This window comes from Carnobacterium inhibens subsp. inhibens DSM 13024 (assembly GCF_000746825.1).
Lineage (GTDB): Bacteria > Bacillota > Bacilli > Lactobacillales > Carnobacteriaceae > Carnobacterium_B > Carnobacterium_B inhibens.
Map to the genome: position 1 here is coordinate 1065766 of NZ_JQIV01000006.1, position 13996 is coordinate 1079761.

The following is a 13996-nucleotide window of genomic DNA, read 5'->3' on the forward strand; positions in this document are numbered from 1 at the left end:
CATTAAAAAGTAATCGTAAAAAAGGGTCTAGACTTTTTCTCTAAACCCTAAATAATCGATTGATTTGATTAATATTTTTTTATTCACTACATACTGTGATTCGTTGATGAATAAATTGTTGATTTTCAATTTCATCTACTAATGCAAGGGCAAAATCGGCATAACTGATTTCACTTTCCCCACTACTATTGACCAATAAACGATCCTGTCCAAGTTGATAACTCCCTGTCCGTTTTCCTTCAGGATTAAAAAAAGCTGAAGGACTGATATAAGTCCAATTGACACTTTCTGCCAGCTGCAGTTGTTCAAAGGCTTTTGCCATATTTAAAGCTGTAGGTTTAGCAGCTTCAGGAAAATCCGGAGTGTCCATCAAACGTGTTGTCATTTTGTCGTCCACAAATAAACTTCCTGCTCCACCAACAACAACTAGACGAGGCACTTCATATCCTTGTAACAAAGACACTAGATACGCTAAACTCGTTTGATGCAAGGTTTCTTTTCCTGGTGGCGCATTGAATGCATCAACTACTACATCTAAATCTTTTATGTCTTCATATGTCAAATTGTATAGATCTTTTTCAATGAAATGATTCCCCTGTTGGTCTACTAATTTTGAAGCATTTCGTACTAGTGGAATAACATCATGTCCTCTCATTAAAGCCTCTGCAGAAATTTTTGAGCCTGCTTTACCTGTTGCTCCGACAATTCCAATTTTCATGTGGTTTCCTCCTTTTTAGTCTTCACCCTTTTTTCATTATAATGAGTACACCTTCAAATGAGCAACTATTCTAAACTTTACTTAAACAAAAAAGCTGACTCATGTGAGTCGGCTTTTAAGAACAATCTTAATTCATTAACGTTTGGTTTGCTGTAATAATCGCTAATTTGTAAACATCTTCTTCGTTACAACCACGAGATAAATCTGAGATTGGTTTGTTTAGACCTTGTAAGATAGGTCCGATTGCTTCAAAGTTACCAAAACGTTGCGCAATTTTGTAACCAATGTTTCCTGATTGCAATTCTGGGAATACAAATACACTTGCTTGTCCAGCAACTTTTGAATCTGGAGCTTTTTGTTCAGCAACAGAAGCTACAAATGCAGCATCAAATTGCATTTCACCATCGATATCGTATTGAGGAGCAAGTTCTTGAGCAATCTTAGTTGCTTCTGCTACTTTAGTTGCTTCTTCAGCAACTGCTGATCCTTTAGTTGAAAAGCTTAACATAGCAACTTTTGGTTCAATGCCAAACATTTCAGCAGTTTTAGCACTTTCTACAGCGATTTCAGCTAATTCTTGAGCATTTGGATTTACATTGATAGCACAATCTGAGAACAAGTATTTTTCTTGTCCACGTCCACGCATCATGATAAATGCTCCACTTGTACGGCTAACGCCTGGTTTAGTTTTAATAATTTGTAATGCAGGACGAACCGTGTCTCCTGTTGAGTGGATTGCTCCACTTACCAAACCATCAACTAGTCCCATGTATGTTAACATTGTACCAAAGTAATTTTCATCTTTTAATAATTGAATCGCTTTTTCTTCAGTAACTTTTCCTTTACGGCGTTCTACAAAAGAAGCAACCATTTCATCTAATTTATCATAATTAGATGGATCAATGATTTCAATATTTTCTACATCAAAACCACGATTTTTTGCAGCTTCTTTAACGGATTCAGGATTTCCGATCAATACTGGTTGAATCAAATCTTCAGATGCCAAACGAACTACAGCACCAAGAATACGAGGTTCAGAACCTTCCGGAAATACAATACGTACTTTTCTACCTTTAATTTTTTCTGATAAACTTTCAATTAGTTCCACACTAACGACCTCCACAATTTGTGATTTAACATACAACTTTATCATACTATTATTTGCTTAAAAATGACAGCCTTTTGAGGTTCAAATCCTACAAGTATTACTTATTGAACTGACTCAGGCAACTGCCAGTTTATAGGTTCTTCACCAAATCTAATCAAGGCTTCATTTGTCTTAGAAAAAGGTTTTGATCCGAAAAAGCCTCGGTAAGCAGATAACGGGCTAGGATGAACTGAGGTCAACACAACATGTTTTGTTTCATCAATCAAAGCTCTCTTTTTAATTGAAGGACTCCCCCATAAAATAAATACCATAGGTTTATCTCGATCGCTCAATTTTTTAATAACAGCGTCTGTCAACTCTTCCCAGCCTTTGCCTTTATGTGAATGAGCCTGGCCTTTACGAACAGTTAAAACTGTGTTCAACAATAAAACCCCTTGTTTAGCCCACGATTCTAAATAACCATGATTAACAGGTTTAATCCCAAGATCACTTTGCAGTTCTTTATAAATATTGGCTAATGATGGAGGGATTTTTACATTTGGCAATACAGAAAAACTTAAGCCATGTGCTTGATTTGGTCCATGATAAGGATCTTGTCCCAGAATAACCACTTTTACTTCATTATAAGGTGTCCATTCAAAAGCTTGCCAGATATGATGCATCTCAGGATAAACCGTTGTTTCTTGATAGTCATGTACAAGAAATGCTTTCAATGATTGATAAGACGGTGTATTCATTTGTTCGTTCAAAATAGGCAGCCAGTCGTTTTTTACTGGTAATGTCAATACAATTCCTCCTTGTTTATCTTAACTTCTCTTCTATCCTACAAGATTTATTATTTTCTCACAAGCGATAGTGTTGACCCTTTTTAGCTACATTCCATTTATGATAAATGAGAGTGAAAAAAGCATTATGCGTTTATTTTTTTTATTTTAATGGTAGACTTAGTAATACAAAGAATCTTGGGAGGAACCAAAAATGATAGAGCTTATTGTATCTGATATGGATGGGACACTACTAAATGAAAAAATGAAAGTTTCTGAGACAAATGCTAAAGCCATAAAAGCGGCTATTGATAAAGGTATCCACTTTATGGTTGCCACCGGAAGAGGATTTACTGAAGCACAACCTTTGCTTCAAGAAGTAGGCATCAATTGTTCGTTCATTACTTTAAATGGCGCTCAAGTCTACAATGAAGAAGGCAAAGTTATCCAAAATATTGGTATCGATAAAAAAACAGTCCATGAAGTGGTTGCTGAAATAAAGAAAAGAAACCTTTATTGTGAGATGACCACATCTAATGGAATCTATTCTGATAATAAAGCGAAACGTATTGAATCTGTTGCTTCTTTACTATATGAAACAAATCCAGACACTACTTATAAAATGGCTGTCGTTTTAGCAGCTGCCCGTTTAGAAATAATGAACATCAATTATGTTGAGGATTATGAACAACTTGTACACGATGACTCGATTGAAGTTTTAAAGATTATCGCTTTTAGTGATGATGGTCGCAAAGTGCTTGGCCCTCTTACAAAAGAACTTGAAAAAACTGGAAATCTTGCTATCACAGCATCTTTTGTTAATAACATTGAAATCAACAATATAAATGCTCAAAAAGGGATCGCCCTTGAAGCTGCTGCAAAAAAACTGAATATTCCACTTGAAAATATTATGACACTTGGAGATAATTTCAATGATGTTTCTATGCTAGAAGTTGCTGGATACAGCTTTGCTATGGAAAATGCAGAGGAAGAAGTCAAAACCTATGCTAAATACCGTACTACCAGCAATAATGCTAGTGGTGTTGCACATGCAATATCCCTTGCTTTAAATGACAATTTAGAATCCGCACGAGCTCCAGAGATTTTGAAAAGTGCTGAAGAATAGAATAAACTGGCAAGCAGAGTAACAATCTTACTTTCCTTTTCGTTGTTATGTATAGGTAAATGATTTGTTTACCTATCTACTAAGTGAAGGGAGAAAACATCATGGATGCAAGTACACAATGGCTATCCGCAGTAATGGAAATTATCGGTAATGTAGGTTTTCCCATCTTTATCGCATTATTTCTGCTTCAGCGTATGGAAACAAAACTTGATGACGTGGTAAAAGCTCTAAACGAACTCAGCCAAGTGATCAAATCAGCTGCATAAAGAAAAACCGCCTCTAGTTTGGCGGTTTTTCTTTATGCAATTTTATATTTTATTTTAGCTTCATTTTTGATATACTAAAAATAGATATGTATACGCTTAATCCACTATTAGAGGAGCGTTTAATATGGTAGTTCTTTATATGAAGCAAGAATATGTTTCAAAGCAAGAAAAGATTCTTGTCAAAGATGAATATGGTAAAGACCTGTACCTTATTACAGGAAAATGGGGCAGAGTTGGAGACCGAATATCTTTATATAGCATGGATGGCTCTTTGCTTATAGAAGTTAAACAAACCGTATTGTCACTATTGCCTAAATTCGACATTTATATCCAAGGTAAAAAATATGGCTCTATTACAAAGCATCGCAACTTGGCTGGCTTGTATTTTAAGGTTACTCCATTAAATTGGCTAGTAACAGGTGATTTCTATAATCATTACTATACGGCGTACTGTAAAGAACAACTGATCATGGAACTAAACAAAGCCTATACTTCAGCAGGAGATTATTACACGCTATTCGTACCTGAAATTCAACACGCCCCCCTTTGCCTCTGCATTGCTTTGATTGTTGACAACCTTACCTTAACACGCTTACCCGAGCTGAAAAAGAAAAAAACAAGTCGTGCTATTCAATTGATTTAACTACTAAAAGAAGCATTAATCAGATTTTGATACAATCGATTAATGCTTCTTTTTTTAATTGATTTTTAACTGCATATGATCATATAAGTGATCGCCTAACTTACAGTCCCATACTTTTTCAAAGCCCATTTTCAAGTAAAGTTTTTGTGCTTTTTGATTTTCTTTATCACAATTCAACCCAATAAATGGTTCATTTTCTGCTTTTGCAATAGTTGGTAAAGCCTCTAATAATTCAGTTGCGACGCCTTTGCCTCTAAATTTTTTATCTGTTACTAAGGAATCTAAATACCATTCTCCGGAAACTGTTTCAGAATCTTTAAACAGCTCTTCTTCAATTCCCGCTTCGCTTAACAGTTTATTAAATGGATCATCGATTACAGGTTCTAATTCACCCTTATATCCAAAACAAGCTCCCGCCATTTCCCCATCGCGAATACAAACTAAAGCTCTCTGATAACTATATCGGTAATCTTTGCTTTCCATTGCTTTTTTTATCATAGTTTTCAGCGTCTCAGTATCCATTGTTTTCAATAAAGATAATTCCATATCTTCTAAAATAATCCAGACCCATTCCACTAATTGTTCTATATCTGAAATTTCTGCTGTTCGTATCATGTTGTCACCTGCTTAAATAGATTTTGTTTCCTTATTAATCATAACGAACAACCAACAGCTATTCAACTCCTTAGAGATTAGAAATAAAACAAATCTATGTTAGATTTTATTACATACTCAGATTACATTAAGGTTGCAATTGATTTAAAGTTAAATTAGACTATTATCTTAGACAAGGAGGATTTTTATGAAATTACAAAAACATTCATTCATTATACTTATGACAACCCTATTATTTACATTAATTTCCACTCTATTCCTGCCAGTGAGCGCTTCTGCGCAAGAAACCGATAAAACATATATTATTGGTACAGATATTACTTTTGCTCCATTTGAATACAAAGATGCTGAAGGCGACTACAAAGGTATCGATGTTGATTTGCTAGATGCCATTGCTAAAGATCAAGGTTTTAATTATGAATTAAGACCCTTGGGGTTTAGTGCTGCATTACAAGCTTTAGAAACAAATCAAGTTGATGGCATGATTGCTGGTATGAGCATTACACCAGAACGTCAAGAGTCCTTTGATTTCTCTGAACCTTACTTTGAGAGCGGTGTCGTTATGGCTGTTTCAAAAAGCAATGATGACATTACTTCTTACGAAGACTTAGAAGGAAAAACAGTAGCTATCAAAGTCGGAACAACTGGTGCTGCTTTTGCACAATCCATTCAAGAAGAATATGGTTTTGAAGTAAATACATTTGAAGATTCTGCTAATATGTATGAAGATGTTCAAACTGGTAACTCAGATGCTGCATTTGAAGATTACCCTGTAATGGCTTATGCTATTCAATCAGGATTAGAATTAAAAATCCCGACAGATCCTGAACCAGGTGACAATTATGGTTTTGCAGTAAATAAAGAACAAAATGCCGAGCTATTGGAAATGTTTAATAACGGTTTGATCAATATTCGTGCAAATGGTACTTATGATGACATTATTAATAGTTATCTTGGAGATACAACTCAAAAAGAAACGGCTAATCTTGGTTTCTTTGGTTTGATCCAACAAAATGGTGGGGAATTATTAAAAGGTCTTGGGAGAACACTCTTATTGACCATCACTGCTTTTGTTATCGCTACGATTTTAGGTGTCATTTTTGGTTTATTTAGTGCTACACCTAATAGAGCCTTAAATTGGATAGCAACTATTTATGTGGATATTCTACGTGGTATTCCTTTAATTGTTTTAGCCTTTTTCATTTATTTCTCCATTCCGCAATTCTTAGGTATCCAAATTCCTGCCTATATTGCTGGAGTGATCACACTAAGTTTAAACACTACAGCTTATATTGCTGAATTGGTTCGTGGAGGAATCCAAGCCGTAGACCCTGGTCAATTGGAAGCTTCTAGAAGTTTAGGACTTACTTACAATACCTCTATGCGCAAAGTTGTCTTACCACAAGCGGTTAAAATCATGATTCCGTCTTTCATCAATCAATTTGTCATTACACTGAAAGATACATCGATCTTGTCGGTTATCGGTATTGTTGAATTGACACAAACTGGGAAGATTATCATTGCACGTACCTATTCTTCTGGTAATATGTGGCTGATCGTTGGTTTGATGTACATCATCATTATTACCATTCTTACGAAATTTTCAAATTATCTTGAAAGGAGACTATCAAATGACTAAATTAAAAGTGGAACACTTAAAGAAAAATTTTGGAGATTTAGAAGTATTAAAAGATTTATCTGTTGAAGTTCAAGAAGGTGAAGTGGTTTGTATTATCGGCCCTTCAGGATCTGGTAAAAGTACTTTTCTTCGTTGTATGAATGCATTAGAAGAAATTACTGGCGGAAAAGTCATTATCGATGACTTTGATTTGACCGATCCAAAACAAGATATCAACAAAGTCCGAGAAAACATTGGAATGGTTTTCCAGCAGTTCAACCTCTTTCCTCACTTGACGGTTTTAGAGAATATTACATTAGCTCCTAAAGAATTAAAAAAAGAATCTAACGAATCAAGTCAAAAACGTGCATTAGAATTGCTGGAAACGGTTGGACTTTCTGAAAAAGCCAATGATTACCCTAAATCATTATCCGGTGGACAAAAACAACGTGTGGCTATTGCACGAGCACTAGCTATGGATCCTGACATTATGTTGTTTGATGAACCTACCAGCGCACTTGACCCAGAGATGGTTGGCGATGTACTGGAAGTTATGCAAAAGCTAGCAGACCAAGGAATGACGATGTTGGTCGTAACTCATGAGATGGGCTTCGCTAAAGAAGTAGCAGATCGCGTGATTTTCATGGATGGCGGCTATATCGTTGAAGAAGGAAAACCTGAGGATGTCTTTAATAACCCTCAAAATGAACGGACAAAGAACTTCTTAGAAAAAGTTTTAATCTAAAAAAAAGTTCTGCCATACGAGAATTTCACTCGTATAGCAGAACTTTTTTTGTTTTTAAGCTTTAACTGTTTCTTCTACTTCTTTTACTTCATTATTTTGATTCTTTTTTTGTAAGAAGTGCATAGTTAAAATCAGTAATCCATTGAAAACAATGATGATCCCGATCATAACAAAGTTAGCTTGCCAATAAATATCATTTCCTAAACCGCTGCTGATGGCTTGTCTAAACCCATAAACTGAGTATGTCATCGGCAACCATAAATGAATCGTTTGGAAGAAGCTATTCGTCAACGGAATTGGGAACGTTCCACCTGAACCGCCTAATTGTAAGACTAACAATACCATTGCCACGAAGCGCCCAACATTATCGAATGCTACAACTAACGTTAAGACAATAGACATGAAGGCTAATGATGTAAGTACGGCTAGTAAGAAGAATTTCCCAACAAATAACACATCTAATCCAATCATCAATAAAATACCACATTCAATGACAGCCATTAAAGCAGCAACAAGCATCGCTACCGAGACTTTACTTTGCCACCAAGCTAGACTTGATTTTCCTTGAGTGGATCTCTTACGTACAGGATAAATAGTTGTAAAAACAACTGCTCCAATGTACAAGGACATGGACATGATATAAGGAGCTAGTGCTGCTCCGTAATTTGGAACTTTACTATATTTTTCTTGTTTTAATGTTATAGGACTTGAAAACATATCCGTAGTTTTATTCGTAGCATTTACATCATTGACTTCTTCAGAACCATCTAACAAACTCGTTGCTAATTGACTGGTTCCATCTTTTAAAGTTTCAATTCCGCTTCCTAATGTTTCAGACCCTTCACTTAAGGCTTGAGAACCATCACTGATTTTTGTTGACCCGTCAGCTAGACTCGTTGCACCCTTTATGAGAGTTCCAGATTTCCCATCTAGAAGAGTTGTTCCTTGAACTAGTTGGTTTGACCCAGTATTCAATTGAGTGATTCCTTCAACAAGATTAGGCAATTGACCTGCTAATTGTCCTATTCCATTCGTTAGTTGTTGAGATCCTGCAGTTAAAGCTGGTGAATTTGTATTTAATTCGTCTGCTCCAGACTGTATTGTGTTCACTCCATTTGTGTAATTGGTTACACCATTTACTAAACCATCTTGTCCTGATAATCCATTTTGAATAGTTGCTAGACCTTGATTTAGTTCGGTCACTCCTTGAATGATCCCTTTATTAGAACCTGTTCCTTGTTGTTCCAAAGCTGTTTGAATCTTAGTTAAACCATTCGTCAACTCTTCTATTGTTTGAGTCGTTGCTGGCAACAAAGCGTTTGACCCTTGTGCCAAAGCTCCTACTTGTGTTTTCAATTCTGTTAATTGACCGGCTAATTCACTGGTTACCGCTAATTCTGACTGTAGATCATTTAGTGAAGCAGTAGTTGTTGTTGTATTATCCGTTGCATTACTGAGAGTCGTATTTGCACCATTTAGTTGATCTTTTATGGTCGTCAAACTAGCTAGTTCCGCATCTTTTTGATCCGCTATTGCACTAAGCAACTCTTCTTGCTGCTCATTAGAAAGACTTTGAAACGCTGCTGTTTTCTCTATTGCTAAAGTATTAGAGTCAGTATCTGCTTGTATCGTTTCTTCAAGATCTTTAACTGAATTTTTTGCATCTGCCAACTCAGTTGTAGCCTGTGTTATATCTCCTATAAGATTCAACAAACTTGATCTTGTTTGTTGCAGGCTAGCTTCAACACCGCCAGAACCAGCGGTACTTGACTGTCCATTAAGGAGAGTATTTAACTTTTGAATATTTTCGTTCATTGAATCTAAATTCCCCATTAAATAGCTTAACTTGTCTGCATTTTCTTGTGATAAACTCTGATCTAATTCTGAGGAAAGTTGGTTCAATCCTGTTAGTAATTGATCACTGCCTGTTTTCACTTGGTCAACACCATTACTGATTTCAACCGTTCCGTTTTTTACTGCTGCAGAATTTTCATTTAAGATTTTTGTTCCATCAGCTAATTTTGATACACCGTTTGTGTAAGTTTCTAATCCATTCGTTAAATCATTTGATCCTTTTTCTAAAAGAGCTCCACCATCTTCTAGCGGTCCTACTTTTGAGTACAATTGATTGATTCCATTCGTTAATTGTTGTGCTCCATCGTTTACTTGTGATACTCCAGCTGCGTATTCTTTTACGCCAACTTCAAATGTTTCAGCACCCTCTTTAAAAGTCAACGTACTTGACGATAAGGTCTCTAAATTATCTGTTAGTTGCTGAGATCCATCTGCTAATTTTCCAGTTCCACCATCAATTTCTTCCGCCCCATCTGCTGCTTTAGCAAAGCCGTTTCCAATGGTACTGATTTGCTCAAATACAGATTCTGTATAAGCTTTTGTTACATTATTAGATACTTCAGATTTCAAATCTTTAGCAGCCGATTTGCTGATAACTTCTCCGATATAATTTAGTGATCCATTCGTTTCATATTCAATGGTCATTTTTTCTGGATTCACATCCATCAATGTAGAAGCATCTTTTGAAAAATCAGCTGGCAATGTCATTACCATATAATACTCACGGTTTTTCAAACCTTCTTGAGCTTCTTCTTGAGACACAAAATGCCAATCTAATGCATCATTTTCTTTTAGTTTATCGACAACGTCTGAGCCTATATCCAATTTCTTTCCTTGATAGTCTACAGAGTGATCTAGATTAACAACTGCTACAGATAATTTATCCGTATTTCCGTAAGGATCCCAGTTAGATTTTAAAAAACCTCCCGCATACATTATGGGGATAAACAATATTACAATACAAGAAATGAGCAGCATCTTATTAGATACCAATTTCTTCCATTCATTCTTTAACATTTCCATCTTATCTGTACATCCCTTTCAATTTAACGCTTCCTATTTTTCATTCCAATCAATAGCAGGTAATTCAGTTCTACCGATCGTTGACCAGATCAGTTGATCTAATGTTTGTTGTTTAAGAAAACTTGTATATTGATTATCTGCTTCTTCAAAAACCATTGTTAACATTTTTTCTCCATTACTAGCCGTTTCTCCAAGATCTGAGAACACTTGATTGATCATTCCTGAATTCGGATAAGTAACAATTTCACCTTCTAATGCTTCAACAATTTCCAACAAATTTATTTTTTCGGGTTGTTTAGCTAATCTAAAGCCACCGCTACTTCCAGGAATGGATGTTGCTAATCCACTGACTACTAATTTCCGAATAATTTTTCGAATATAAGAATGTGACGTCCCATTTAGTCGACTATTTAGCACACGTGAAGTAATCGGTATTTGATTATCTTGAGTTGAAAGCATAGCTAGAATACATATCGCTTGCTCCAAACCTTTAGTTAACTTCATTATTTCCCTTCTTTCGTCAGTTAATTTCGTGATTGTGGACTTTTAATGTCCACAATGAATAATATACTCCTTTTTATATAGAATTACAATTATTTTTTCTTGTTTTTTTATCAAAAAGAAATTGCTATGAGTTTGGCTAGACAAGACACGTGATACAAGATATCATAAATGTGAAGAAATGAAGGAGGTTCATTAAAATGTATCTAACCATAACGGAGAGTGCACAAAAGAAAATAGAAATGACTTGTTCTCGTCATCCTGGACAACTCGTGTTTTACTATGAATCAAGAATTGGTTGTACGTGTGGAAATAATGGGATTTTCTTATTAAAAATCATTCAACAAAATGATCCAGAACTTGATGCAACTATTTCTTCTTCATTAGGTGATCTTCCAGTTCAAGGATGGAGCCTGCCTTTTTTAGATGATGAAATGAAATTAGATTACAATGAAACAAAAAGCACCCTTATTCTACGCAGCAATAGTGGTCTGATCAATGACAATCTATTAATTCTTAATGATGCTAATCAAGCTGTCTTTTAGTTTATTAAACAGGATATTGGACATTTTTCTAAATTTCCGCTACAATTAACTTACTAATTGAAAGTGAAATTGGAGGAATTTTATGTTTTTAACTATCACAGAACCTGCTATTGACCGTTTAAAAATGATTCAAGAACAACATTCAGGTGATTTAGCTTTATATTACAACCGCATTGTAGGTGGTTATGCTTGTGGAATAGTCGGTACGTTTTCACTGAAATTATTAACTAGCCCTAATGAGGAATTAGATGCAACAATTGATTCTACTATTGGAAAAATTCCAGTTCAAAGCGAACGATTGGATGATTTATCAGAAAACGTAGTATTGGATTATAAAAAATCACTGAATAGCTTGATCTTAAGAAGCGATGCTGGATTGATAAATGATGATGTTACGATCTTAGATAATGACAACAATAAACTTTTTTAGTTCAGTATTCGAATGCATTATCATAAAAAAAAGCCGAGATGAAGGAAATTAATTCTTCATCTCGGCTTTTTTAAATTTTTAAACACTAGGGTATGGATGCAACAAAATAAAATTTATGGAACGTAAACTAAACTAGCTTTATTCTTCCAGAAGTTCTGACTAAGTTGGCCTGCACTTTTACCCACATTAAAATAACTTACTCGAGTCCTTCTTTGATTTTCACAGCCGTTTTTAGAGGAATGCCTAGTCCTTTGATTTCTTCCACACTTGCATCTTTTACTTTTTTGACTGATTTAAAATGTTTTAATATTTTTGTTCGTGTCTTTGGTCCCACGCCTTCAATACGATCCAATTTAGAAGATAAACTATTTTTACCACGTAATTGTCTATGGAATGTAATAGCAAAACGGTGAACTTCGTCTTGAATGCGTTGCACAAGATAAAAAGCTTGGCTGGTTGGCTTAAGAGGAACTCTCTGAAGATCTTCTCCAAAAATAAGAGAAGACGTTCTATGTTTTTCATCTTTCACCATACCTGCTACAGGAATAGATAAACCAAGCTCATTTTCAAGAATGTTGATTGCACCATTTACTTGAATTTTACCCCCATCCATTAAAATCAAATCAGGCAGTGGTTTGCCTTCTTTCAACAGTCGCTCGTATCGTCTTCTTATGACTTCTTCAGTAGTAGCAAGTTCATTGCTGCCCGTTACACTTTTGATTTTATATTTTCGGTAATTGCTTTTATCTGGTTTTCCGTCTAAAAAAGAAACCATAGCTGAAACAGGATTGGTTCCTTGAATATTGGAATGGTCAAATGCTTCAATGCGCTTGATTAGCGGCAGATTCAATGCTTCTGATAGTTCTTTCATAGCCCCTACCGTTTTTCGATCATCCATCTCGATCAGTTGGAATTTTTCGTTCAATGAAATTTCACTATTTTTTGTTGCAAGATCCAACATGTCTTTTTTACGCCCTTGAATCGGTACCTTGACTGGTATTTCTAGCACCTCAGATAAAATTTTAGTATCTAAACCACTCGGAACTAAGATTTCTTTTGGCAACAAATGGTTTGCCTCTTGATAAAATTGCACAATGTAAGAGGCCAATTCTTCTTGGGGTGTATCATAACACGGGAAGATAGTTGCTTCACGTTTAATTAACGTAGCTTGTCGAATAAAGAATACTTGAATAGAGATCCATCCTTTATTCATATAAAAACTAAACACATCTCTTGTAGTGAAATCATTGGTAATAATATTTTGCCTTTCTACTGTTGTTTCAATGTATTGAATTTGATTACGGTATTCTGCTGCTCGTTCAAAAGCCAGCTCATCAGCTGCTTGCATCATTTTGCTTTTCAATATTTTTTTTATTTCTTTTACATCACCGTTTAAAAAACGTCTAATTTTATCTATTTGAGCATCGTACTCTTCTTGAGGAACTTCATGATCGCAAGGTCCGATACATTGTCCGAGATGATAGTATAAACAAGCCCTTTTCTGGTGCCCGTTACATTTTCTTAAAGGATATACTTTTTGGATAAACTGCTGTGTTTCACTTGCTGCATAGACATTAGGATACGGGCCAAAGTAATGCCCGCCATCTCTTTTTACTTCAGAAGTAATAATTAATTGAGGGTCTTTTTCATTTGTGATCTTCAAATAAGGGTAACTGGTTCCTTGTTTTAATTTAATATTGTATTTTGGTTGGTGTTTTTTGATCAGTGTAATCTCAAGGAGCAAACACTCTTTATCTGTTGACGTAATAATGGTTTCAAAGTCCACTATTTCTTCAACCAACAATTGAGTTTTCCCTTCATGTGTTCCTCTAAAGTAAGAACGAACCCGATTTTTTAAATTTTTAGCTTTTCCAATATAAATGATTTCTTTTTCTTTATTTTTCATCAAATAGCATCCTGGCAAATCAGGAAGCAACATCAATTTATTATTAATATGAGTACTTACCATATTCATGATTCCCCTTATAGTCATTCATTACTTTTAATTTTACTTATTCGTTTATTCGTTTGGCTCTATAA

Annotated in this window: 14 protein-coding genes; 7 read left to right on the plus strand and 7 right to left on the minus strand. The window is 35.1% G+C overall.

The features are described from left to right. Positions 1–79: 79 nt before the first annotated feature. From BR65_RS06230 to BR65_RS06240, 3 genes are all read right to left on the minus strand, one after another. Entirely contained in the window at positions 80–718 is a 639-nt protein-coding gene (locus BR65_RS06230; protein WP_023178855.1) for an NAD(P)-dependent oxidoreductase, read from the minus strand. Positions 719–845: 127 nt separating this feature from the next. Beyond that, a complete protein-coding gene (gene pta, locus BR65_RS06235; RefSeq protein ID WP_023178856.1) occupies positions 846–1826 on the minus strand; it encodes a phosphate acetyltransferase in 981 nt (326 codons plus the stop codon). A 101-nt stretch (positions 1827–1927) separates the two neighbouring features. Then, a complete protein-coding gene (locus tag BR65_RS06240) occupies positions 1928–2611 on the minus strand; it encodes a uracil-DNA glycosylase (protein WP_023178857.1) in 684 nt (227 codons plus the stop codon). A 193-nt stretch (positions 2612–2804) separates the two neighbouring features. Here BR65_RS06240 and BR65_RS06245 point away from each other — a divergent pair, with 193 nt between their 5' ends. From BR65_RS06245 to BR65_RS06255, 3 genes are all read left to right on the plus strand, one after another. After that, positions 2805–3716 carry a Cof-type HAD-IIB family hydrolase gene (locus BR65_RS06245; protein WP_023178858.1) on the plus strand — a complete coding sequence of 304 codons (912 nt, stop codon included), beginning with the start codon at positions 2805–2807 and terminating at the stop codon, positions 3714–3716. A gap of 101 nt (positions 3717–3817) precedes the next feature. Continuing rightward, entirely contained in the window at positions 3818–3982 is a 165-nt protein-coding gene (locus tag BR65_RS06250; RefSeq protein ID WP_169727077.1) for a YvrJ family protein, read from the plus strand. A gap of 124 nt (positions 3983–4106) precedes the next feature. Further along, positions 4107–4625 (plus strand): LURP-one-related/scramblase family protein, encoded by a 519-nt coding sequence (locus BR65_RS06255; RefSeq protein WP_023178862.1) that lies wholly within the window; start codon positions 4107–4109, stop codon positions 4623–4625. A 54-nt stretch (positions 4626–4679) separates the two neighbouring features. Here BR65_RS06255 and BR65_RS06260 read toward each other — a convergent pair whose 3' ends face one another. After that, entirely contained in the window at positions 4680–5240 is a 561-nt protein-coding gene (locus tag BR65_RS06260) for a GNAT family N-acetyltransferase (protein WP_034537339.1), read from the minus strand. Positions 5241–5427: 187 nt separating this feature from the next. On the opposite strand from BR65_RS06260, the gene BR65_RS06265 reads away from it, so the two are divergent. Together BR65_RS06265 and BR65_RS06270 are read left to right on the plus strand one after the other, a co-directional pair. Further along, on the plus strand, positions 5428–6879 hold the full coding sequence (locus tag BR65_RS06265; RefSeq protein WP_034537340.1) for an amino acid ABC transporter substrate-binding protein/permease: 1452 nt from the start codon (positions 5428–5430) through the stop codon (positions 6877–6879). Then, entirely contained in the window at positions 6872–7603 is a 732-nt protein-coding gene (locus BR65_RS06270; RefSeq protein WP_034537342.1) for an amino acid ABC transporter ATP-binding protein, read from the plus strand. The genes BR65_RS06265 and BR65_RS06270 overlap by 8 nt, the downstream gene beginning before the upstream one ends. 54 nt (positions 7604–7657) lie before the next feature. Here the strand turns inward: BR65_RS06270 and BR65_RS06275 are convergent, their stop codons facing one another. Beyond that, positions 7658–10480 carry a YhgE/Pip domain-containing protein gene (locus BR65_RS06275; protein ID WP_034537344.1) on the minus strand — a complete coding sequence of 941 codons (2823 nt, stop codon included), beginning with the start codon at positions 10478–10480 and terminating at the stop codon, positions 7658–7660. Between the two features lie 33 nt (positions 10481–10513). After that, the gene (locus tag BR65_RS06280; RefSeq protein ID WP_034537347.1) at positions 10514–10984 is read right to left on the minus strand and encodes an Rrf2 family transcriptional regulator; all 471 of its coding nucleotides are present in this window, start codon (positions 10982–10984) and stop codon (positions 10514–10516) included. A gap of 197 nt (positions 10985–11181) precedes the next feature. Here BR65_RS06280 and BR65_RS06285 point away from each other — a divergent pair, with 197 nt between their 5' ends. Continuing rightward, positions 11182–11526, plus strand: a complete 345-nt coding sequence (locus BR65_RS06285) for an iron-sulfur cluster biosynthesis family protein (protein WP_034537348.1) — start codon at positions 11182–11184, stop codon at positions 11524–11526. Positions 11527–11608: 82 nt separating this feature from the next. Next, the gene (locus BR65_RS06290) at positions 11609–11956 is read left to right on the plus strand and encodes an iron-sulfur cluster biosynthesis family protein (RefSeq protein ID WP_023178871.1); all 348 of its coding nucleotides are present in this window, start codon (positions 11609–11611) and stop codon (positions 11954–11956) included. A 196-nt stretch (positions 11957–12152) separates the two neighbouring features. Here the strand turns inward: BR65_RS06290 and uvrC are convergent, their stop codons facing one another. Further along, on the minus strand, positions 12153–13925 hold the full coding sequence (gene uvrC / locus BR65_RS06295) for an excinuclease ABC subunit UvrC (RefSeq protein ID WP_023178872.1): 1773 nt from the start codon (positions 13923–13925) through the stop codon (positions 12153–12155). Positions 13926–13996: the final 71 nt, after the last annotated feature.